General features: G+C 39.5%; 14 protein-coding genes. 5 read left to right on the top strand and 9 right to left on the bottom strand.

Translation table 11 applies throughout. From position 1 onward, the window contains the following. The first annotated feature begins 10 nt into the window (after positions 1–10). From IPZ59_RS12850 to IPZ59_RS12840, 3 genes are all read left to right on the top strand, one after another. Positions 11–2692, top strand: coding sequence for a cation-translocating P-type ATPase (locus IPZ59_RS12850; RefSeq protein ID WP_236136451.1), 2682 nt, complete (start codon positions 11–13; stop codon positions 2690–2692). 210 nt (positions 2693–2902) lie between these two features. Beyond that, a complete protein-coding gene (locus tag IPZ59_RS12845) occupies positions 2903–4189 on the top strand; it encodes an acetyl-CoA hydrolase/transferase family protein (RefSeq protein WP_236136450.1) in 1287 nt (428 codons plus the stop codon). Positions 4190–4200: 11 nt separating this feature from the next. Beyond that, the gene (locus IPZ59_RS12840; RefSeq protein WP_236136449.1) at positions 4201–6339 is read left to right on the top strand and encodes a glycoside hydrolase family 97 protein; all 2139 of its coding nucleotides are present in this window, start codon (positions 4201–4203) and stop codon (positions 6337–6339) included. 65 nt (positions 6340–6404) lie between these two features. Here the strand turns inward: IPZ59_RS12840 and IPZ59_RS12835 are convergent, their stop codons facing one another. From IPZ59_RS12835 to IPZ59_RS12795, 9 genes are all read right to left on the bottom strand, one after another. Continuing rightward, entirely contained in the window at positions 6405–7124 is a 720-nt protein-coding gene (locus tag IPZ59_RS12835; protein ID WP_236136448.1) for a DUF2490 domain-containing protein, read from the bottom strand. 217 nt (positions 7125–7341) lie between these two features. Next, positions 7342–8154 carry a carbonic anhydrase gene (locus IPZ59_RS12830; RefSeq protein ID WP_236136447.1) on the bottom strand — a complete coding sequence of 271 codons (813 nt, stop codon included), beginning with the start codon at positions 8152–8154 and terminating at the stop codon, positions 7342–7344. Between the two features lie 390 nt (positions 8155–8544). Continuing rightward, positions 8545–9450 carry a carbohydrate kinase family protein gene (locus IPZ59_RS12825; protein ID WP_236136446.1) on the bottom strand — a complete coding sequence of 302 codons (906 nt, stop codon included), beginning with the start codon at positions 9448–9450 and terminating at the stop codon, positions 8545–8547. Next, complete coding sequence (locus IPZ59_RS12820; RefSeq protein ID WP_236136445.1) at positions 9443–10789, bottom strand: sugar porter family MFS transporter; 1347 nt, start codon at positions 10787–10789, stop codon at positions 9443–9445. The genes IPZ59_RS12825 and IPZ59_RS12820 overlap by 8 nt, the downstream gene beginning before the upstream one ends. Before the next feature lie 10 nt (positions 10790–10799). After that, the gene (locus IPZ59_RS12815) at positions 10800–12302 is read right to left on the bottom strand and encodes a glycoside hydrolase family 32 protein (protein WP_317208008.1); all 1503 of its coding nucleotides are present in this window, start codon (positions 12300–12302) and stop codon (positions 10800–10802) included. A 1-nt stretch (position 12303) separates the two neighbouring features. Beyond that, on the bottom strand, positions 12304–13947 hold the full coding sequence (locus IPZ59_RS12810) for a sodium/sugar symporter (protein WP_236136444.1): 1644 nt from the start codon (positions 13945–13947) through the stop codon (positions 12304–12306). 153 nt (positions 13948–14100) lie between these two features. After that, positions 14101–15822, bottom strand: a complete 1722-nt coding sequence (locus tag IPZ59_RS12805) for a M56 family metallopeptidase (protein ID WP_236136443.1) — start codon at positions 15820–15822, stop codon at positions 14101–14103. Next, positions 15819–16190 (bottom strand): BlaI/MecI/CopY family transcriptional regulator, encoded by a 372-nt coding sequence (locus tag IPZ59_RS12800; protein ID WP_236136442.1) that lies wholly within the window; start codon positions 16188–16190, stop codon positions 15819–15821. Before IPZ59_RS12800 ends, IPZ59_RS12805 begins: the two co-directional genes overlap by 4 nt. Before the next feature lie 524 nt (positions 16191–16714). Next, the gene (locus IPZ59_RS12795) at positions 16715–19564 is read right to left on the bottom strand and encodes a S9 family peptidase (RefSeq protein ID WP_236136441.1); all 2850 of its coding nucleotides are present in this window, start codon (positions 19562–19564) and stop codon (positions 16715–16717) included. Between the two features lie 292 nt (positions 19565–19856). On the opposite strand from IPZ59_RS12795, the gene IPZ59_RS12790 reads away from it, so the two are divergent. Continuing rightward, complete coding sequence (locus tag IPZ59_RS12790; RefSeq protein WP_236136440.1) at positions 19857–21530, top strand: formate--tetrahydrofolate ligase; 1674 nt, start codon at positions 19857–19859, stop codon at positions 21528–21530. A 122-nt stretch (positions 21531–21652) separates the two neighbouring features. Beyond that, positions 21653–23923 carry a PAS domain S-box protein gene (locus IPZ59_RS12785; RefSeq protein WP_236136439.1) on the top strand — a complete coding sequence of 757 codons (2271 nt, stop codon included), beginning with the start codon at positions 21653–21655 and terminating at the stop codon, positions 23921–23923. Positions 23924–23940: the final 17 nt, after the last annotated feature.

The following is a 23940-nucleotide window of genomic DNA, read 5'->3' as shown; positions in this document are numbered from 1 at the left end:
CCTTAAACCTATGAGTATCCAAGATCCAAAAGCATGGCATGCATTACCTACCGAACAAAGCCTACAAGAGCTTCAAACGAGTACTGAGGGTCTTGCAGGGGAGGAAATTAAGGAAAGGCAAAAGGTTTTTGGGTTTAATAAACTGCCTGATAAATCCCAAATAAGTATTATTAAAATGATTATCAGTCAATTAATCAATCCACTGATTTTCATTTTGATCGCAGCGGCTATTGCTTCTGTGCTGATAGGAGAAGGCAAAGATGCCATATTTATCTTCCTAGTGATTCTAATCAATACCGTCATAGGTGTATATCAAGAATATAATGCCGAAAAGAGTGCCTCTAATCTTACTAAGCTGCTGCGAATCAAGGCAAAAGTAAAGCGATCTAGTGAAATCCAAGAAATTGACTCAGAAGACTTGGTTCCGGGAGATGTAGTAATCTTGGAATCAGGTAATAAGGTTCCGGCAGACCTGAGGCTTATCCAAACAGCTGGATTGGAGATAGATGAAAGCTTTTTGACAGGAGAATCCCAGGCGATTAAAAAAAATACAGAAACTCTTCCTGAAAAAACCCCTATCGCTGATCGCAAAAATATCGCCCATGCTGGCGCAACAGTGATGTCAGGTAGGGCACAAGGCTTGGTCATTACCATTGGCCTATCTACAGAAGTTGGTAAAATTGCCAAAAATGTACAGGAAGGTGAATCGGCCAAACCTCCGCTCATTCAGCGAATGGAGTCTTTTACGAAAAAAATAGCCAATATCATCATCATATTATCGGTAGTTTTAGCCCTCCTACTTCGATTTCAAGGGATGGAGATATCCGCTATCTTCTTTTTTGTAGTTGCTTTGGCAGTTTCTGCTATTCCAGAAGGATTACCTGTTTCGTTGACAGTAGCCTTGGCAGTTGCCACCCGAAGAATGGCTAAAAGAAATGTGATTGTTAGGAAACTAACCTCTGTAGAAAGTTTGGGTAGTTGTACAGTAATCGCTTCAGATAAAACAGGAACGCTCACGGTCAATCAACAAACTGTCAAAAAAATCTATTTAGCCGATGGTACGCATTATGATGTCAGTGGTGAAGGGTACAATGGCATTGGTGAAGTCTCTACAGATGGGAATAAGGTAGCTATCCAAGACAATCCGTCACTTTTAGGAATTTGCAAAACAGCATGCTTAGCCAATGAATCTAAGTTGGAAAAAAAAGACGGAGATTGGGAGCACTATGGCGATGCCATGGATGTAGCGTTATTGGGAATGGCTTTCAAAGCTGACATGGATCCAGAAACAGTTCAGGATGATTTCCCTATTCAGTCTTTGATCCCTTACGAATCTGAGCGGAAATTTTCTGGAGCGTTTTATAAAGAAGAGAATCATATACACCTTGCCGTCAAAGGTGCAATAGAAACCATCTTGGGCTTTTGTAAAACAGATGAGCAAGAAACAGAAGAAATAACCGAATTGGCAACCCAATTTGCCTCGGAGGGGTATCGCGTGTTGGCTTTCGCTTCGGGAGTGGTAGATGACTTTAAAGCCAAAGATTTTTACCATCTTTCTGACATCCCTCCCTTGACCTTTCAAGGATTGGTTTGCTTTATTGATCCCCTTCGTTCGGAAGCAATAGAAGCAGTTGGGAAATGCAGACATGCGGGGATCCAAGTAATGATGATTACAGGCGACCATCCTGCCACAGCTTCAACCATTGCAAAAGAATTAGGACTCAAAGAAAAAGCACGAACAGTCGTGACGGGAGCGGAATTGGAAAAAGCTGGTGGTCCTGCTGATGCAGCATTTCAAGACTTAGTCGCATCTACCAATGTATTTGCACGCGTCTCCCCTACCCAAAAACTCGAAATAGTAGATGTTTTAATCCAAAAGGGAGAATTTGTCGCAGTCACTGGTGATGGAGTAAATGATGCACCCGCACTTAAAAGAGCAAATATTGGGGTAGCCATGGGTTCGGGTACGGATGTGGCCAAAGATGTGGGTGCTATGATTGTGGTGGATGATAACTTTTCATCCATTGTCGCAGGTGTTGAAGAAGGAAGGTTCGCCTACGACAATGTCCGCAAAGTTATCTACTTGCTGGTTTCCACAGGAGCCGCAGAAGTCATCATGTTTATTCTCTCGATTTTTGCAGGCCTACCACTTCCCTTACTTGCAGTTCAGCTCCTTTGGCTCAACTTGGTAACCAATGGAATTCAAGACAAAGCATTGGCCTTTGAAGCGGGTGAGGCGGAGACAATGAGTAGAAAACCAAGAGATCCCAAAGAAGGAATCTTTAATAAAATCATGAGTAAACAAATTCTGATCTCAGGTTTGATCATGGGTTTAATTGCATTTGGTTTGTGGTTTTATCTCAATAAGTTTACTACTATGAGTGAATTGCATGCCAGAAATATGGTCCTCTTATTGATGGTTTTAATGCAAAACCTACATATTTTCAATTGTAGGTCCGAAAGAAAATCCACCTTCACCATTCCTATTTCTCGCAACTACCTACTCATTTTATTTGTACTCCTCACACAAGGTTTACACATTGCAAGCATGCATATTCCATTTATGCAATCCATGCTCCGGGTAGAGCCCATTACTTTAAAAGAATGGGGCTACGTGTTGCTATTAGCCATTCCTTTACTGGTGTTTATGGAGCTATTCAAATTCTGGGAAAGAAGGAGGGAGAGGATTTAGGAATGAAGAATGAATGTTTAGGGGAATGAGCTAGTACGTTGGTTTCCAATCAATAACCATTCGTTTTTCTTTTGGTAAAAAGGTAGATAATGAATGAATGATGCGAATGCCTAAACATTCGACTGGGGAATAACCCTACAAATTATAATCCCCGAAATTTTGCTTTTCGATGCAGCATTGTACATTTTTAGTTTTCATTTAAACAAACACATGAATATATCATCTATCAGCGGTCCTGAGGCTGTTCAATTAATCAAATCAGGAAATCGGGTGTTTTTACATGGAAGTGCTGCCACTCCCACGCATCTGATCAAATGCCTTGCCGAACGAGCGAGCGAGCTTAGCAATGTGGAGATAGTTTCTATCTCTAGTTTTGGTCCCATGCCTTTGGCAAATGAAGAAAACCGTGATAGCTTCTTTTTCAATTCGCTTTTTGTATCTCAGAATATACGCCATGCCGCCAATTCTCTTTACGGAGGCTACGTTCCGATTTTTCTAAGTGAAATAGGACAGCTATTCAAACGCAAGATTTTAGCATTGGATGTCGCTATTGTTCAGGTATCTCCTCCAGACGCCCATGGATATTGCTCTCTAGGTGTATCGGTAGATATCGCCAAAGCCGCTGTTGATTCTGCTCCAATTGTAATCGCTCAAATCAATGAGCAAATGCCTCGTACCCATGGAGATGGGCACATCCATATCAGCCGTTTTACTGCATCGGTATACATAGATGAGCCCTTGCATGAAGTGAATTATGCTGAAAAAATCTCAGAAGAGGAATTAATCATCGGAAACTACATTGCGGAATTGATAGAAGATCGTTCCTGTTTACAATTGGGAATCGGTGCCATTCCAGACGCAGTTTTACAAGCTTTGACCAATCACCGGGACCTAGGAATTCATACCGAAATGTTTTCCAATGGCCTCATCCCCCTTTTAGAGTCTGGGGCTGTGACCAACGCTTATAAAAAGAAACACAAAGGCAAAGTTTTGACATCATTCGCAGCTGGTTCCAAAAAACTATATAATTTTATACATGACAATCCATTGTTTACATTTCATGAAGCTGAATATGTGAACGATACTGCCGTAATCCGAAAAAATCCTCGAATGATTTCCATCAATTCATGCATTGAAATCGACCTTACAGGTCAAGTCTGTGCGGATTCCATTGGAACTTTTCAGTTTTCAGGAGTGGGAGGACAAATGGACTTCATCCGAGGTGCCTCCCTATCTGATGGAGGAAAGCCTATCATGGCACTTAGCGCCTGCACCAAAAAAGGACTGAGTAAAATTGTACCTACGCTTCAAGAAGGTGCAGGCGTAGTGACTACCCGTGCCCATATGCATTATGTAGTAACTGAGTTCGGAGTTGCCTATCTTTATGGTAAAAATTTGAAGCAACGAGCTAAAGCCTTGCAACAAATTGCACATCCTGATCACCGGGAAACCCTTGACATCGCGATATTTGAACGATTTGGAAAAACCTATTACTAACCCAGTTTACCATGAAAAGAAATTATTGGTTATTATTAATCTTACTTTGGGCGGTACATGCACACGCTCAAGAAGTCAGCTCTCCTAATGGAAATGTTGCGCTCAACTTCTCCGTGGAAAACGGTCAAGCCGTGTATGCATTGACATACAAAGGTAAAGCAGTCATCAAACCAAGCACCCTTGGTTTTGAAATCAAAAATCAAGAACCACTGGCAGATGGCTTTACATTACTGTCTTCTAGCATCAATTCTTTTGATGAAACATGGACACCAGTGTGGGGAGAAGAAACAAGCATTCGGAACCACTACAAGGAACTATTGGTAGCTTTAAACCAAGAAAGCACTGACCGGGCCATCCATATTCGTTTCCGAGTATTTGACGATGGCTTAGGCTTTCGGTATGAGTTTCCTTCCCAGCCTAACTTGGGGCATTTTGTTATCAAAGAAGAGTTGACACAATTCGCTATGGCCGGCGATCATACTGCCTTTTGGATCCCAGGAGACTACGATACACAAGAATATGATTATACCGAATCCAAACTCTCTGAAATCAGAGGATTGATGGAAAAAGCTATTACGGGTAACTTATCTCAAAAGCCCTTTTCTACGACAGGCGTGCAAACATCGCTGATGATGAAAAGTGATGATGGCTTGTACATCAACCTTCATGAGGCAGCATTGATTGATTATTCCACTATGCACCTTGATTTGGATGATACGCGCATGATTTTTCAGTCGTGGTTGACTCCAGATGCTATTGGTGATAAAGGGTATTTGCAATCTCCTTTCAACAGTCCATGGAGGACTGTCATTGTATCGGATGATGCACGAGATATTTTGGCTTCCCGGATGACTTACAACTTAAATGAGCCTAGCAAAATCGAAGATACTTCTTGGATCAAACCTATGAAGTACATCGGTGTTTGGTGGGAAATGATCACTGGAAAAAGCTCATGGGCTTATACAGATGAATTACCCGCCGTCAAATTAGGAGAAACAGATTATACCAAGGTGCTTCCTAACGGACGCCATGGAGCAAATACGAACAATGTGGTACGTCATATTGATTTTGCTGCTGAACATGGTTTTAGAGGTGTCTTGGTGGAAGGCTGGAATATTGGTTGGGAAGATTGGTTTGGAAACTCCAAAGATTATGTATTCGATTTCTTGACTCCTTACCCCGATTTCGACCTGCCTTATCTAAGAGATTATGCCAAATCCAAAGGAGTGGAATTGGTTATGCACCATGAGACATCCTCCTCGGTCCGCAATTATGAGCGTCATTTGGATAGAGCCTATCAATTTATGAAAGATAATGGTTATAATTCCGTTAAATCTGGCTACGTAGGAGATATTCTTCCAAGAGGCGAAAACCATTACAGTCAATGGCTGGTCAATCACTACCAATTTGCTGTAGAAAAGGCAGCTGAATATCAAATCATGGTCAATGCTCATGAGGCAGTAAGACCCACGGGAGTAGCAAGAACATGGCCTAATTTGATTGCCAATGAATCAGCTAGAGGTCAGGAGTATCAAGCCTTTGGAGGAAGCAAACCTAATCACCATACGGTATTGCCCTTCACCCGACAGATTGGAGGACCTATGGACTACACGCCAGGGATTTTTGAAATGGATATCAGCAAAGTAAATCCCGAAAACAACTCATGGGTCAATAGCACCATAGCCAACCAGTTGGGCTTATATGTAACGCTTTACAGCCCGCTTCAGATGGCAGCTGATCTGCCTGAAAATTATGAACGTTTCATGGATGCTTTCCAATTTATCAAAGATGTACCCGTAGAGTGGGAAACAAGTAAATACTTAGAAGCAGAGCCGGGATACTTTGTGACTATCGCGAGAAAAGAAAAGGGAAGTAATAATTGGTTTGTAGGCAATGTCAATGGAGTCCCAGTTCGAACTTCTACAGTTAACTTTGACTTCCTTGATCCGGAAAAGATTTATATCGCAACGATTTATGCAGATGCGAAAGATGCGCATTTTAGAAATAATGCGCAGGCATATACCATTCGAAAAGTAATTGTAACCAATAAGTCCAAGCTAAATCAGCAGACAGCTTCAGGAGGTGGATATGCTATTAGCATTATGGAAGCCAGCAAAGAAGAAACCAAAGGATTGAAACGCTTGAAATAAACACAAAAAACAGAGGTAGCGCAGACATGAATCCATGGTTGGCGTTACCTCTGAATGTTTCTACCTTATTTTTTGAACGGAAGATTATTGAAAATTATAAATTGTAATTGTGTTCGGGAAAAATCCCTGTTGTTAAGCGTTTGATGCATCAGTCCCACTTCCACTCGGACACCTCTATTGACTTGATAACCTATGGCTCCAAATAGCCGATTTCGATCAAAGAGCGCCACTGAAGTATCATCAGTCACATTTAGGAAGACTTCATTATAAAAAGACAAATAATAAGTCTTTTCCATCATCAATTGATTATTCAATGGTATGTTGGCCGCTAAGAAATACCTCCCTCGCAAGCGGAAATCCCCGTCATTGAAGAATCGCTGTTCAAACCGATAGCGATGTGTTAGCACAACTTTCCCAATAGGCTGTCTGGTCAGATATTGCTGCCACAGTCTATGCTCTTGAAAGGCGTTTGCATCATCAATTACTACTAATCCATCTTCCATACCCTGAGGTCGGGTACTGATAAAAGCATACCCACCTGAGACTAGATTATTGTTTTCTGTGAGATATCTACCAACTCCTGTACGAAGCAGAAGCTGTTCTTTAGACCCCAGTAAGCTATAATCTCTGTATTGGATTTCATTATGCCAGACCCATTTATTGTTGGCGAAATTCTGATTGCCGAAATATATTAACCAATTACCTGGTTCTGATATTTGAGCAAAAACCGGATTCGTTCCAATTAGGAAAACAATCCATATAATTGAAGCTGCCTTTTTTAGCATAACCTTAATTTCTAAAAAAGCTGTCTCACGAACAAGCTCTTGTAATAGCGCACGAAATTAGTAGATATCCCCTCTCCTCTTGGTGACTTTTGTCCTCTAAAAATCCTCCATTTTTGCAAATCATCAGCAACCATATTTACGGAGTTGTTAATGAGAGTACGTACTTTTTTTCATGAATTTTTAAGATGCTTGTGATAGCTTTTTTTGATGGATTGACTTACAAGCCCATGATATCTTTCTGGGAAAACTTTGTTGATGGTAAGTCAACCATAGTTTCTTCCAAAAATTCCACTTTACCAGTAGCTAAATCGTAAACACCACCTACGATTAGGATTTCTCCTCTTTGGTACATTCTGGATAATACCGGTTCCAATTCTCTCAATTCGTTGACCTGATTGATCACATTTTGACGTACAGCAAATGCTAGTAAATTATCACTCACTCCAAAATATCGTTTGGTTGCAGGTTTAATACTGTTGATCAAGGTTGCAATATGACCTGGAGGGTTTTCAGGAAGACTAATGGCAGCCTCTACAGCACCACACTTGGAATGACCCAAAACCAAGATTAGTTTAGTACCCAAAGCAGCAGATGCAAATTCAATCGTACCATAGGAAGCTTGCGCCATTACCTGACCTGCTGTCCGCGTTACAAAAAGATCTCCAAAACCTTGATCAAATAAGATTTCTGCAGATACTCTAGAGTCACTACAGCCTACGATTGTCGCAAATGGTTGCTGTCCTTTGGCTAATTCATTGATGACATCAGCATCTTGCCTTGGGTGAATGCTTCTACTCTCTGTAAATCGTTGATTTCCCCATCGTAATTTTTGTAGGGCGAAGTATGGGTTGGCATAGGCCGAATCTCTGTTGATGATGTAGTTTTCTTTTCTCCACTTGGGATCATCATATAAGGCCTTTTTAGCGTCTTTTACCTGCTGACCAGTTCGCTGTGCAAAAGAAGCTGTTGCTAACAAAAGTAGCATAAAAGCGCTGAAAGCCGCTTTTTTGAATGAAATGTGAGTAAACATAGATTAATAATTTTTATTTGAGCTATAAGACGCATTAATACGCTCAAAAAGTTTTTTGGCTTGAATCAGCATACCAAAATTGTAGATAAAGCCCTCAAAAAAAGAAATGAACGACACAAAGTATTTATCATTTTAAATACTAGTCTTGTAAAAACATTTAGAATAACTTATATATAAAATGGTGGAATTTAGGGGAGGAAGTATTGCTTCTACGAGCTGATATGGATCCAAGTGTCATTATATGATTGAATGGAAACCATCGATTGATTAAAAAACACACTCAACTATGTAGTTGAACTACACAAACTGACTTGAAAAAACTATCCAATTTCCAGTCAACAATCGATACTAAATTCAGGAAAAATTACTATTTTATTTTGAAGGGCTTGGTTACAAAGCCCTTCGCACAGCATCCACATCGTCTAAGCTATACCTAGGAGTTCCCCCCTTCTGAGTAGCAACATATGCCCCCAAAGCACAGGCAAAATCCAAAATTTCCATAGGCTCCCTACCGTCCAAATAGCTTTTTACAAAACCACTTAAAAAAGCATCACCTGAACCTACAGTATCTGCTACTTTTACTTGATAACCAGCATGTCTGAATACTTTTCCATTTTGATAAATCATTGCACCTTTACTTCCCAAAGTCACGCAAATCAATTCAATCGGAAATTCTTCTACCAAAAAATCACATACTTTTTTAGCAGTTGGCAATACTTCATTTGAATCCAATTCAATTCCAAAATACGTAGCCATCATCGCCAATTCATCTTCATTGATTTTTAGAATATCGGTATACCCCAAGATAATTTCAATTTGCTCAAAATCAATGTAAGGAGCCCTCAAATTGATATCAAAAACCTTGAGTACAGGACTGTGGATCAATTGATACAAGGTTTCCCAGCTTTGTTCATTCCGTACTGCCAAGCTTCCGAAAATAAATGCATCCGAGCCGTTCACTTCAGCTTGTATAGACTCAGACCAATCTATAAAATCCCAAGCCACTGGATAAACGATCGTGTATTTGACATTTTGAGGGTCATCATCATTGACTACTACTGTCCCTGTTGCATGTTCTTCATCCAATTGGATCATCTTTTGATCCAAGGAATATTGAGATACAAATTTCTTCAAACCTTCACCATACGTGTCTTTGCCTAGTCTAGAAATTAAAGCAACATCCAAGCCCAGTTGGGAAAGATGTAAGGCTACATTCATTGGAGCTCCTCCAGGAATTTCATGTGTAGGAAAACAATCCCACAGCATTTCTCCGAAACATACGACGCGTTTAGACATGGTTTTTTTGTAAATCTTGTTGAATTTCTTCCAAGGATCTTCCTTTGGTCTCCGGCATTCGGAAAGCTACCCAAAGCAACTGTAAGACCATCATTGCTGCGAAGAAAGCAAAAATATATCCAGCTCCAAAATTTGAAGCAAAATAGGGAAATAAATTAGCGATCACTGCTGCCAAAATCCAGTGGGTAAAAGAACCTAAAGATTGCCCATAGGCACGTAATTCATTGGGGAATATCTCAGAAATGAATACCCAAATTACCGAACCTTGACCAATGGCATGCGCTGCTATAAAAATAAATACAAAGTATGGCAACAAGTGCGGACCAACAGCCCCACCAAAGTAACTGTAAGCCATCAAAGAAAGGGAAATGATATATCCCACCGAACCTATGTACATTAATTTTTTTCTACCCAACTTATCAATAAAATACAATCCTGCCATGGTCGCTACCAAATTGATAAATCCAATCCCAATTGTGGATAATAAAGCATCTTCTGTGGCAATGCCTGCAGATTCGAAAATTCTGGGGGCAAAATAAATGATTGCGTTAATCCCTGAGACCTGATTGAAAAAGGCAATTAAAAAGGCAAAAAAAGTGATTTTTCTATACTTGGATTGAAACAAACTAGTAAAAGAAACTTTTCCCTTAATCTCCTTGCTTTCGGCTATGGCCAATTGCATGGCTTCTTCCACTCCCTCAGGGTCAGTTTTAGTCAAGATCACCCGTGCATTTTCAAAATCCTGCTTTTTCGAAATCAACCATCGTGGACTCTTGGGAACTTTGACAATCAAGATACTGTAAATCAATGCCGGTATAGCCTCCACTCCTAACATCCATCGCCATGATTCAGCTAAATTAGCTGTTCCAATGAGGTAATTTGAAAAATAAGCCATCAGAATACCAAATACGATATTAAATTGATATAGGGCAACCAATTGCCCTCTTCTGGCAGCTGGAGCTATTTCAGAGATATACATAGGGGCTACGACTGAAGATGCTCCTACCCCTAACCCTCCTAAGAAGCGGAAGAACATAAAGGTATTCACGTCTGGAGCCATTGCCGAACCAATAGCAGAAACCAAGTACAGTACCCCAATCCAAAATAAGGATACTTTTCTGCCCAATTTATCCGCAGGAATCCCTCCGAATAGTGCTCCAATGACTGTTCCGTACAGGGCCATTGCTACTGCCAAGCCGTGACTCCAATCCGAAAGCTGCCAAATCACTTGAATATCCCGCTCAGCACCGGAAATTACAGCTGTATCAAAACCAAATAAAAAGCCACCTAAAGCCGCTGTGATGGAAAGGAAAAGGACATAACTTTTATTCTGTTTCATACAAGTCAGGTTAATTCCAAATAGAATTCAAATGATAGATTTTACCCGCAGGATTTATACCTACAAGGTCCATATGTGTATAAGCTCTTTTTGGAAAAACTAAGTTTGTCATCGCAAGCTGACCATCATTGATAAAAATTTCAATAGAGGATTGATCAAAATAAATAGAAATCATATCCAATTGAATATCAGGTAATTTTACAGCATTTACTCTACCAAAACTTTCCATAAAGGATGTGTTTCCTGATTTACTTCTGTTAAAGACCAGATGACCTCTCACTTTATAAATATTTATTTCATTTTGAGAATCGTTGCTAAATGTAATTTCAAACTCTTTTTCATCAGATAGTGGAATATGCACTTCAAAAGACTTAGAGCCAATTTCAGTGGTTGAATTTAGAATAGGAAATTCTTTACCTCTCAAAGCTTTTAACTCCTCTACTGGTTTAGATTTCAAATAGACCTTCCCTTTCACTGTATATAGGGATAAAGCTCTAGGTAACGTCATAGCTGAACGCCATGTGGTAGTAGGAACTACTTGTGCATAATCCCAATTACTCATCCAGCCGATGAATAGTCTTCTTCCATCTTCTTCTGGTATATTGGACCAAGTGACACCTGCATAGTTATCCGCCCCCCAATCTATCCATTCCACATCTTCTTGGGTTGGATTGAATGTTTTTCCATCGAAATCACCTATAAAATATTGAGTAGCAGACCCACCTTGGGGTCCCCCGGGATTGATGCTCACCAGCAATACCCATTTTTCTTCACCAGATTCGGTTTTTAAAGGAAATAAATCCGGGCATTCCCACACTCCTCCATAAGCAGCCCAAGATGGTTGAAAATCACTGGCAAAAGTCCAATTCAGCAGGTTTGGTGAGGTATAAAATCTGATCTTATCCAAAACAGCTAAAGACATGATCCACTGTTGCGTTTGTTCGTCCCATATCACTTTGGGGTCTCTGAAGTCTTTGATTCCCGGGTTGGCTAAAACAGGATTATCCTGATAGACTTCCCAAGTACGGCCATTATCTAAGCTATACGCAATTCCTTGGGTCTGAAAATCATCCCTACCAGCAGCCTCGCCAATGGGATCATGGTAGGTATAAATTGCCACCATGGGAGGTTTACCATCTTTACCCAAACCAGAAGTATTCGCATGATCTACAACAGCCGAACCAGAAAAGATATAGCCCAACGAATCAGGATACAAAGCGATGGGTAAATGCTCCCAATAGACCAAATCTTCGGATATAGCATGTCCCCAGTGCATGGGACCCCATACATTACCGTCTGGATAATACTGATAAAACAAATGATACTCACCATCCCAATACACCATCCCATTGGGATCATTCATCCAATTAGCTTCTGGAGAAAAATGAAATTGAGGTCTATACTGCTCTTGATATTTTAACTTTTCGCCCTTTTCTTTATTTGGCGTACAAGCCAAGATCATCCCTATGCAGATCAAAGATATTAGAAGGATTGAGTTTTGTCTAAACATCATCTTACCAGAAAATTATGTATAAAGCAGCGATAATGGCTGAAATTGCTATTGCTCCAATTTTGAAAGTCATGCTGGTTTTAAAGAGTTCTCTATTAACTTCAATGCTATTCGGATGATCTTTGCCTTTGCCTTCATACAAACTGATTGCAATGATTAACCCTGCAATGATCAAAAATACTACTCCCATTCGATCAATGAAGGGCAAATTTGGAAGACTAAATTTCAAGGCTGTAGAGAGGGGAATTGTCAATACAGCTGCTGTTAAGGCCGCATTGGAAGTCGTCTTTTTCCAAAACACACCAAAGAAGAAAATTGCAAAAACCCCAGGAGATACAAAGCCTGTGTACTCTTGAATAAATTGGAAGGCTTGATCCAAAGTACCTAAAGCGGGGGCAATCAAAGCTGCTACAACAAAAGCGACCAAGGCTGCCAGTCGACCTACAGTCACTTGCTTGGTTTCTGAGGCATCTTTTTCTATGTATTGTTTGTAGATATCCATGGTAAAAATCGTTGAAGTGCTGTTGGCCATGGATGCCAATGAAGAAACGATTGCCGCTGTCAATGCCGCAAACGCCAATCCTTTCAATCCTACAGGTAAAAGTTGGAGTAAGGTTGGATAAGCACGATCGGGTTTGATATTCCCTGTCATAGGGTCAGTCATGGATTGAATAAAACCAAGATCTGTACCTCCATTGACAATCACAAGTGCTGCAATCCCGGGAATAACTACAATCAAAGGCATTAACAACTTTATAAATCCCGCAAAAATAATCCCCAACTGGGCTTCATTAAGGTTTTTGGCTGCCATTGCCCGTTGCGTAATGTATTGATTAAATCCCCAATAGCTTAGATTGACAATCCACATCCCTCCTACCAAGACAGATAAGCCTGGTAAATCCAAATAAGCGTCACGCGTACCTCCTTGTCCATCAGGAATCATCATTTCACCCTTTTCCAAAATCATGGAAAAATGTCCTGGCACTTCTTGTCTTAGCAAACTCATTCCTGCCCAAGCGTCACCAGAACCCACAATATTCAATGCCAAATAAGTGGTAGCCAATCCCCCTGCAATCAAAAACACTACCTGCACTACATCTGTCCAAGCCACTGCTTTCAATCCTCCATAAATCGAGTACACCATCGCGAACAAGGCAAGGCCAGCTATTCCATATTCCAATTTGATATCCAAAATGGTGTTTAAACTCAATGCTCCCAAGTAAAGTACAGAAGTGAGATTAACTAAGACATACAAAAGCAGCCAAAATACAGCCATCGTGGTCCGAACACGTGCATCATATCGATCCAACAAAAAACCCGGCATGGTGTAAATACCTTTCTTAATATACACCGGTAAAAAGAAAATCGCTACCACCAGCAAGGTAGCAGCAGCCATCCACTCATAAGTTGCAATCGCCAAACCCATTGCAAAACCTGAACCAGACATACCGATAAACTGCTCTGCGGAGATATTGGATGCAATCAAGGACGCTCCAACAGCCCACCATGGCAGTGCTTTGGAAGCAAGAAAATAATCTTTAGAATCTTTGACATGGCCTTTTTTTTCTCTGGAAACAAAAATACCCATGCCCACAATCAGGCAACAGTAACCGATAAATACAATCAGGTCTAATGGTTCGAGTAACATAGTTTGGAGTTATTGTAATGTATTTGAGTTCTACACCTTATCGTCCATGGAACTTTTTTCACTAGACAATAACTCCAAATATAGTACTTTCAGTGAATCCTGAAACAGTTTTTTATGATAATCAAATCAACTCATTCCAAATATAACAGTCTATCACCACTGATTTACAATAGGTAAAGCCAGAAGCTTGGTCTTATTTTGACTATAATTAAAAACTTCCACTGAAAAACTTTCCCCAGTGATGAACATTGCACTGCTCCCTAAAGCATTGAAGTCCAAATCAGCAGTATTCAAAGTTCTCAAATGATAGAATATGGATTCCTCATAGTTTTTAGGTCGATATTCTTCAATTACTCCTGTTTTGCTTCGAAGAAATCTCATAAAATAGCGTACAGATGCCTTATCGGAATTGGGATATTTGGCCTCTATCACCTGAATATTTTTGGGGCTTTCAAAATATTTCTTCTGATAAAAATCATGGGTCATCAACTTGATAGAATACACTGGTTTTTTTAAAAACTTTTTTGGTGCCGTCTCCCTCACTTCAAAAATTGAAAAATCTTTTGGGGCATAATTCTTCAATTCATCCAAAGAACGTTCTTGTCCGTCTATAGTTAACTCGACATTCTTTGTTTGCAACCATAACTCATACGTTTCTTGATTGATTTCTTTTTTTGCAGGAGGCATCCCAAACCTAAGAGTCGTTTCAACCTGCGGATAGGCCTGCTGCAATAAAAGTAATTCCTCAAACACTCGTTCTTCAAAAAAAGGAAATTGAGAGGTCTTTTCCCGCTCTTCTGGAGTAAGAGTCCAGTAAATTTTCCGCAATTGCTCTAAATCCAACTTATGCAAGCCTATAACAAAAGGCGATTCTTCCAAACTTCCTTTCATTAATAATGCTTCAAATTGGGCTACTTTATCCGAATCTAAGCCAAATGAATCCGAACTTATAACAGTTTTATAGGAGGATAAAGAAAATAGCAAAGTAATTGCTAACAAAACACTACATGTTTGCAAGCAGACTAAGCGAAACTTGTTCGTTTGCTTGCCCATCATCAGCAATCGCCGCTTAGTCACTTGAAAATTGAATGCAGAACTGAGTGTTTGATGGGAAGCATAGATAGATACTTTCTGTAGCAGTAAATACTGATAACTGGCTTTATTAATCGGTTGGCGTAGTACTCCTGCATCAGCCAAAAATTCGTGATTGAGCTGTACAGACTTTTTATACAAACCGATGAGTGGATTAAACCAATAGGCAATTTTCACCAATTCCAACAAGATAATATCCCAAGAATGCCTTTCGCGGATGTGAACCAACTCATGGTCTAAAATAGCCTTTTCAATCCGACCTGTTAAATACTCCTCTTTATTGATAAACAGGTAACTCAGAAAAGTAAATGGCAGTTCTACTTCTTCCAAAAGAACATACTTTATACCATTTTGGAGAATTAGCCTCCCCTTCCGGACCATTCTTCTTAATTGAATCAGTTGCCAAACGAATCTGGAAAAGAAAAAAACGACTCCTAAGCCATACACAACCCACAAGATGGATTGCCATGGGATGGATGATTCACTTGATATTGGTGTCACCGCTACCTCTGTATGGGATGCTTCTGTAGTCTTTTCTGAAAGCATATCAGATGTTACTTCTGGTAATGCGTTCGAAAAAACAGGTTCATCGGACAGGATTTCAAAACTTGGTTGTTCAATGAATGAGGGAAGTGAGATGAATGGAAGTGAAAGTGCGAAAAACACCGAAAAAACCAAATAAAACCGATTAAATGTAAACATACGTTCACGAATCAAAAAGAACTGATACAAAGCAAGTAATAGCGCAAGAGCTATGGTAGATTTGAGTAGTAAAGTAATCATGGCTGTTGGGATTTTAGTTGGTCTTCAATTATTTTTTTGAGCGCTTCAAGCTCTCCTGTATCCAGGTCCGTCTCTTGTGTAAAGAAAGACGCAAATTGGGCCGGTGAATCGTTAAAAAAATCCTTGATCATCACCTGGACTTTTTTGGAGAAATAGGTGTTTTTTTCAATCAATGGGTAATACTCCCGGGAATTCCCAAATACTTCAAAAGCAACGGCTCCTTTATCTTGCAAACGTTTCAATAAGGTTGCAATAGTGGTACTCGCTGGCTTGGGGTCAGGATAGGCTTCTAGGATATCCTTCATAAAAACCTTTTGCTTTTCCCAAATCAAATTCATCAATTGTTCTTCGGCATTGGACAGGCTCATATTCTATGGTTGTATTGTTTGTTCTACAAATATAGAATTAAAAATTATTCAACAAAATCATTAGGTGAAAATTATCCATTTTTTTATGCAGTCTTGCCATTGAGCAAGTTTTTGCAAAAAGAGAAAAGATGCTACAATGACAAAAAGAACATAAAAAAAGCCTTCCAGGAATTGCTGAAAGGCTTTTTTTGCTTTTGTTAAAATAGTGAAGCAGGTTCAATATTTCACTTAATCTCTTCTGTTCACTGTTCCCCACCAATGCCGGGGCTTAAAAACCACGGCAATTGATGGGTGTATACTTTGGAAATTCGGATAGGTTTTGTCTCAAAACTTCAATTTCAGTGGTGGGTTAAAACCCACAAAACAGTGTATCTAACAGAAAAACAGTACTTGAACCACTAGTCCACAAGTTAACATTTAAGAATTAACAGCTGAACCCACCCCCGCAGGTTCTTAAGACAAATTTTTCATTCTTAATTCCTCATTCCTAATTTGTTCACTATGCACTGTTCACTATGCACTGCTCACTGCTCACTGTCACCGCCATCCCCTAACTCATACTTCAACGTTCTGCCTTTTTCTATAGCGGGAAGTCCCTCGGTCATCCAAAGTGGTGCTGGAGCTCCTTTGAGGTAGTGATCAAAGAATTGAGATAATCGTATAGAAAGATCTTTTCTATTTTTTCTCTGTACCAAGTTATGGTCTTCGCCATTATATTGTAGCAACCAAGCTGGCTGATTCAAACGTTTCAATGCCATAAACATCTCTATTCCCTGATACCATGGAACTGCTCCATCAGCATCATTGTGCATGATCAATACAGGAGTCTTCACTCGATCCATGTAGAATAAAGGAGAGTTTTGTAAATAATACATCGGTTTTTCCCACAAGGTACCACCGATTCTACTCTGCGTCTGTTCGTACTGGAACATTCTGCTCATCCCTGTCCCCCATCGAATTCCACCATAGGCAGAAGTCATATTGACTACTGGAGCACCTGCGCCAGCTGCTTTAAACATATTGGTTCTTGTGATCAAATGCGCCACTTGGTATCCTCCCCAGCTTTGACCTTGAATAGCCATATTATCCGCATCAACAAAACCTCTGGCAACAATAGCCTGAACACCCGGGATGATGCAATTGTAGGCACTTGGTCCTGGAAGGCCTAAGTCATATTTGATATCTGGCACAAAAACCAAATACTCATTACTTACAAAATAAGGGATATTGATGGTAGATGCACTTGGAGCAGGGGCTCTGTAATTGTGTAATCCATCAGAATTTCTTTCGTAGAAATACACCATCATCGGGTATTTCTTTGCTGGATCAAAATTCTCTGGCTTGAATAATAACCCTTGAAGAGGTACATTGTCATTCGTCAAATAATCAACCAATTCTACAGTCCCCCAGTTTACTTCCTTTTGCTGTGGATTAGCAAAAGATAATTGAGTCAACGTTGACATCTTCATATCGGTAGCATACACATCGGCATATTCCTGATAAGTTGATCTTCTAACTGTCAAAAGATTCGCGTTTTCTGCTTTGCTTAACCCTAAATATCTATTATCGGTAAATATGATTTCAGAGGGAGCTTTTTTACCATTGATATCACCTATGAAAAATCCGTTTTTCTTATTGAACTCATGAAAAGCAGACAACATAAATGGTAAAGAAGGATCAATACCTTCTCTTTCTTCTGTTTCTAATCGTTGTCTTCTAAACTCAATAGTTTGAGTTCTCCCAACTCCTAAAGTAATGTTTTGAGGAGCCAATTTCCCCGTTGGATCGACTTTCCAAACATCATATTTATCATAAAGCAAAAATCCTTTATCATCCTTCAACCAACCTGCAGCGCCATAGCTGCTTGGGAGAGATGGTGAATCATGTTGTTCATTGTAAACATTCACATCCAAGTTTTTACTTAAATTTTTGAATGTCTTGCTTGCAATGTCAAAAGCAACCCAAGCACTATCGCTGGCATCATACCAATAAACATATTTTCCGGCAGGTGACAGCTGCGGATTTCCTGACAATGCTTTTTTGATCAATGTTTTGGAACCTGTTTCCAAATTCACCAAGTACGTATCTCTTCCGATTTGAATATTCCAGCTGTATTCCCTTCTGTAAGGGGAATCATCTGTAGCCAAAGCGATTTTAAGTGTTGATTTTGGATCGTAGTTGATGCTGTACATCTGCTCATCGCCGATTTGAATCACTCTCTTGTCTTTAATATTGTAAGCAGCTAGGAAACTTCTATTTTCTTCCCTACCCTTATTTCTCAATTGCATGGGCTGAATTTCAGCATCTTGCCATCCCCAAATATCTAATTTCACCCGTTCCTCATCCAAAATGGTGGTATCAGATTCATAATCAAAGTCCCTATAATCTGGAGTGGTACCAAAATAAACTTGACTGTCGTCAGCTGAAAAATTAATTCTTCCCGACTTGCTGACCATTCCACCTGCAAGAATTCCTACTGTATTTTTATCCGCTATTTTTTGATTGGTCGCCTTCGTGACATCATATAAATAAAGGTCATAATATGGCTTTTTAGCTTTCAACGAATCCTCAGTCGTTATGTAGGCAAATAACTTATTGGAATCAGATATTTTTGGAGACATATAATCTGTCTTTCCTGTATCGATGGTTTGGGTAACACCGGATTTTAGGTCTAATAAAAATATGCCTGCATTTTTTAACGTATCCTCGGTAGCCTTCACGAAATGCAAATACCCGCCATTTTCAGAAAATCCATAAGACTTTACGCGGTCAATTTCATAGCTAACTTTTCCATCAAAAGATCTTACGAGTAAGGTTGTTCCATCGGTTTTCTTAGGCTTTTCGGGTGATGCTACCTTGGTAGTATCCCCTTCTTCTTTTTTTGCTGGTTTTTTGGGCAGCTCTTTTTCAAAATGCACTGCCAACCAATTCCCCTCTTTATCGGGTGTGGCGAATGATTTCACCCTAGCCATCTTCTCCACGTTACCCGATGCAAGGTTGATGATAAAAAGGCTGTCTTTCGGCATGTCATCTGCTTTTGTCTTTTTAAGTTTCAGCATTTTGATCGTATCCTTTGCAGCTACAATTCTACCTACAGCAAAATTATTGTCATGTGAAAATGACATTCTATTCGCTCGAGGAATGACAAATCTTTTTTGTGCATTACTATGGTTAACAATTTCAAGTCTTCCGTCTCCATCTTGTGGATTGACTTCAAAACCAACCCACTGTCCATTGGCTGAGATTTTATCTGAAGAAACGGATTCCCAACCGTCATAATCAGCGTGAGTCAGGGCTCTTTTTTGCTGTGCTTGAATGCTAAGGACAGTACAAAAGAAAAGTAAGCCTAACAGGTATTTTTTTCTATGTATCATGATTCGTTTAAATTTAATGACAAGTAAATAAAGAATGCTTTGAAATACCCTCGGTTTTATATTAATGGAAAACTATCATGGCTGTTGGGACTCGAGATGGTCTTCGGAACTATTTTTGAGTGCTATTTACTGTAGGATAGATTCATATGCATCCATAAAAGATATTATTTCAAACAAGTGCCGTCAGTGAAATACGGAAGTAAAAAATTTGAATTTTTGATTTAAAACCTGCCAAAAGTCAGGAATAGTCCAGTTTTAAAAAGCTACTTTTAACACGTCAAATAAAACCCTTATGAATCTTACAGACCTTCAAATTGCCAAAGCCACCAAAATGCAGCCCATTACCCAAATTGCATCTAAATTGGGGATCTCGGAGGACATTTTAAGACCTTACGGAAAATACACTGCCAAACTCCCGCTCAAGTTGATAAATCCTGAGCAGATGAAAGGGAAAAAGCTCATTTTGGTCACTGCCATTACCCCAACCGCGGCAGGTGAAGGCAAAACGACTGTTTCCATTGGCCTATCCGAAGGGTTGAATCGGATTGGAGTTCAAACAACGGTAGTCTTAAGAGAACCCTCATTAGGCCCTGTTTTTGGAATGAAAGGAGGTGCCGCAGGTGGAGGATACTCTCAGGTTTTACCCATGGAGTCCATCAACTTACACTTCACAGGTGATTTTTCAGCAGTTGAAAAAGCGCATAATTTATTAGCTGCCCTGCTTGACAATCATATCCATAGTCAAAAAAACACCTTGAACATCGATCCTCGAAAAATAATCTGGAAACGGGTGATGGACATGAATGAACGTGCTTTACGAGATATTGTAATCGGCCTAGGAGGTTCCGCTCAAGGCGTCCCAAGGGAATCCGGTTTTGACATTACTGCTGCTTCCGAGGTAATGGCTGCGCTTTGTCTATCCAATAGTTTGATGGATTTAAAAGAAAAGCTTGGAAATATAATTGTAGGATACACCCACCAAGATGAGCCTGTAAGAGCAAATCAGCTCAAAGCTCATGGAGCAATGACCGCTCTTCTTAAACATGCCATCATGCCCAATCTTGTTCAGACCATAGAAGGTAATCCAGCCATTATCCATGGAGGCCCCTTTGCTAATATCGCTCAAGGATCCAATTCGATTATTGCTACCAAGATGGGGTTAAGCTTATCAGATTATGTAGTAACAGAAGCGGGTTTTGCTTCTGATTTGGGAGGAGAAAAATTTCTTGATCTAAAATGTCAATACGGTGGTTTGAAACCTGATGTGGCTGTGATTGTAGCTACTATACGGGCATTGAAATCCCACGCGGGCACTCCCCTATCCAATCTTAAAGAACCTAATCCATCGGCTGTCCATACAGGTCTTGCCAATTTGGATAAGCACATTGAAAACATGCGGCATTTTACATTGGAACCTGTGGTAGCTATCAATAGGTTTAATACTGATTCAATCGAAGAAATTGAAATCGTCCGCAACCATTGCAAGCAGGTAGGCGTAAAAGTGGAACTTTGTGAGGCATGGGAAAAGGGAGGAGAAGGCTGTGAGCAACTGGCCGAAACAGTGCGAGAAGTAGCCGAAGGTGGATTTAGTAATTTTACTCCATTGTATCATTTTGACTGGAGTATTGAACAAAAAATAGATACAATTGCTCGTAAAATTTACGGAGCAGCAGAAGTTGAGTACAGTGTAAAAGCCAAGCAACAAATGCGTATATTTAGTAAAATTGGCTTGGATAAATTACCGGTTTGTATTGCTAAAACCCAATACTCTTTATCGGACGACCCCAAGCTTAGCAATCGTCCCTCAGGGTTTACCATTAAAATCCGTGAATTTGACATTGCTGCTGGAGCAGGGTTTATCATTCCTATTGCTGGCACTATTATGCGAATGCCGGGACTACCATCAGCACCAGCTGCAGAACTGATTGATATTGATGAAGATGGAAACATCACGGGCTTATTTTAAAAAACTAATTCGCAATGAATTATCCTTTCTATAAAATCGACAGCCTTTTACTTTAAAAAATTATGAAATTACCAGTATTTTGATTTCATTTAACTGAGCAATATTATTTTGCTTCATATCGTATGCGAAAAAAATCACTTCCTACCTACGAAAAAGAAAGATTAGCCAATCTATTTTCCTATCAAATCTTAGATTCCGAGGAAGATGAAGACTACACGAACATTACTCAACTTGCTTCAGATATCTGTGAAACACCCATTTCTTTGATAACATTTTTAGACGATACTAGACAATGGTTTAAATCACATACGGGGTTGGATATTCAAGAAACAGCTAAAGAGTTTTCCTTTTGTGCGCATGCATTTGATTCGCCAAATGAGCCTTTTATTATTGAGGATTTATCGAAAGATATTCGATTCCAAGAGAATCCATTTGTAAAAGAAGGTCCTCAATTCCGATTCTATGCTGGTATTCCGGTTTTATCTGATGAAAAAATGCCATTAGGGACACTATGTGTAATGGACTACCAACCAAGAATTTTGACAGAAAAGCAACTGGCACATTTAAAAAAACTGTCAAATCAAGTTGAAAAATTACTCAAATTAAGAAAAGCAAAAATTAATATTTCTGCCTATCAAGAAAATTTGGAACGGCAGCTTGCTTACAACGCATCCTTATTTAAAGCCATCCCTGATATTTTAATGGTCATGAATTTTGAGGGGACAATTCTTGAAGTCAAGTCAGGTAAAAAAGATGATTTTATAACGAATGCCGATGATTTGATCCATCGGAATATTAGGGATATTTTACCAGAAAATGTTTTTGAACTGTTTCAAAAAAAATTAAAAAAAATCAAACTCAATCAACCATTTAGGCTGCTAGAGTACAAGCTTACTACTATCAAAGGCATACAAACCTTTGAAGCAAACTTTGCTCCGTTTGATCAGGATAAAGTTTTAATTTGTATTCGGAATATCACCAATACCAAAGCCATAGAGGAGGAGCTATTTAGAACCAAAGATATTCTCTTAGAAGCGGGAAAAATGGCCAAGGTAGGCGCTTGGGAAGTAGATTTTATAAATCATAGGCATCTTTGGTCCGAAGTCACTAAAGAAATCATGGAACTTGGAGATAATCCCATCCCTTCGGTTGAAGAAGGAATCAATCTTTATCGAAGTGATCCTGAAGGGTTGGAAAAATTAACCAAAGCTTTCAATAAGGCTATCTATGAAGGTGTTTCTTATGACCTGGAATTAAAAGTCACTACTCTTAGAGGCAATGAAAAATGGGTCAGAACTAATGGGAAACCTATTTTTGAAAATGGTAACTGTGTGGGTGTTTTTGGTATTTTTCAGGATATTTCAGCTGCTAAAAAAAACGAAGATGAAATTTTACTTAAAACAGCAGAATACGAGTACCTATTTAATCAAATGAATCAAGGGGTAGTCTATCAAGACAATCAAGGTAAAATCATTAAAGCTAATCCCGCGGCAGAGATAATTTTGGGACTTTCACTGGATCAAATGTTAGGCAGGACTTCCATTGATCCTCGGTGGCACGCGATCCACTTGGATGGGAGTCTTTATCCTGGGGAAGAGCATCCAGCCATGATCGCTTTAAAATCAGGATTACCAAATTCAGGGAATGTTATGGGAATATTTGTCCCATCAACCAATTCATATCGCTGGATTTTAGTCGATGCCCTTCCTGAGTTTAATGATCCCAAAAGAGAAAAACCCTACAGGGTACTGGCTACATTTACTGATATTTCTGAATTAATCTCTATAGAAAATAAACTAAAAGCAAATGAAGCGAAACTTTCCTCTATCCTAGAAAGCTCAAGTGAATCGATTTGGTCAATAGACCTAGAATACAATCTTATTTATGTAAATGAAACATTCAAAAAGCTTTTCAAAGAAAACTTTAATCTGGAAATAGCCACGAACATGAATATCATTGAGTTGCTTCCAGAAGAAATCGTCAACATGTGGATAGAACATTATCAAATTGCATTCAATGGGCAACGGGCAAACTTCAATTTTGATTTACCAAATGCAGGAGCTACTAAAAATTACGAAGTGAATATTATGCCCATATTAGTAGACAAAAAGGTTATTGGTGCATCCATTTTTGCAAAGGACAATACAAGCAATATGGTGTATATCAGGGAAATTGAAGAACAAAACAGTAAGTTAAGAGAGATTGCTTGGAAACAATCTCACCTTGTCCGTGCTCCTTTGGCACGAATCATGGGCTTGGCAACGCTCATCAAAGAGGAATTTAATGGCACTCATGATAGCAGCTTTTTAGAGCATCTCTTAGAATCTACACAGGAGTTGGATGAGATCATCCGTTCGATTGTTGAGTTATCAAGTCCTCTAAAAAAATCTTGATTATTTTCTTTACAACA

The sequence above is a fragment of the Mongoliitalea daihaiensis genome (genome assembly GCF_021596945.1).
In the GTDB taxonomy this organism is placed as follows: Bacteria; Bacteroidota; Bacteroidia; order Cytophagales; family Cyclobacteriaceae; genus Mongoliitalea; species Mongoliitalea daihaiensis.
This window is presented reverse-complemented; position numbering and strand designations above follow the sequence as displayed.

Excerpts from the sequence above, each read along its gene's own strand:
- IPZ59_RS12805 (WP_236136443.1), bottom strand. The coding sequence starts at position 15,822 with ATGATTACTTTACTACTCAAATCTACCATAGCTCTTGCGCTATTACTT.
- IPZ59_RS12815 (WP_317208008.1), bottom strand. The coding sequence starts at position 12,302 with ATGATGTTTAGACAAAACTCAATCCTTCTAATATCTTTGATCTGCATA.
- IPZ59_RS12830 (WP_236136447.1), bottom strand. The coding sequence starts at position 8,154 with ATGTTTACTCACATTTCATTCAAAAAAGCGGCTTTCAGCGCTTTTATG.
- IPZ59_RS12850 (WP_236136451.1), top strand. The coding sequence starts at position 11 with ATGAGTATCCAAGATCCAAAAGCATGGCATGCATTACCTACCGAACAA.
- IPZ59_RS12845 (WP_236136450.1), top strand. The coding sequence starts at position 2,903 with ATGAATATATCATCTATCAGCGGTCCTGAGGCTGTTCAATTAATCAAA.
- IPZ59_RS12800 (WP_236136442.1), bottom strand. The coding sequence starts at position 16,190 with ATGAGCCTGTCCAATGCCGAAGAACAATTGATGAATTTGATTTGGGAA.
- IPZ59_RS12785 (WP_236136439.1), top strand. The coding sequence starts at position 21,653 with ATGCGAAAAAAATCACTTCCTACCTACGAAAAAGAAAGATTAGCCAAT.
- IPZ59_RS12790 (WP_236136440.1), top strand. The coding sequence starts at position 19,857 with ATGAATCTTACAGACCTTCAAATTGCCAAAGCCACCAAAATGCAGCCC.
- IPZ59_RS12795 (WP_236136441.1), bottom strand. The coding sequence starts at position 19,564 with ATGATACATAGAAAAAAATACCTGTTAGGCTTACTTTTCTTTTGTACT.
- IPZ59_RS12840 (WP_236136449.1), top strand. The coding sequence starts at position 4,201 with ATGAAAAGAAATTATTGGTTATTATTAATCTTACTTTGGGCGGTACAT.
- IPZ59_RS12825 (WP_236136446.1), bottom strand. The coding sequence starts at position 9,450 with ATGTCTAAACGCGTCGTATGTTTCGGAGAAATGCTGTGGGATTGTTTT.
- IPZ59_RS12835 (WP_236136448.1), bottom strand. The coding sequence starts at position 7,124 with ATGCTAAAAAAGGCAGCTTCAATTATATGGATTGTTTTCCTAATTGGA.
- IPZ59_RS12810 (WP_236136444.1), bottom strand. The coding sequence starts at position 13,947 with ATGTTACTCGAACCATTAGACCTGATTGTATTTATCGGTTACTGTTGC.
- IPZ59_RS12820 (WP_236136445.1), bottom strand. The coding sequence starts at position 10,789 with ATGAAACAGAATAAAAGTTATGTCCTTTTCCTTTCCATCACAGCGGCT.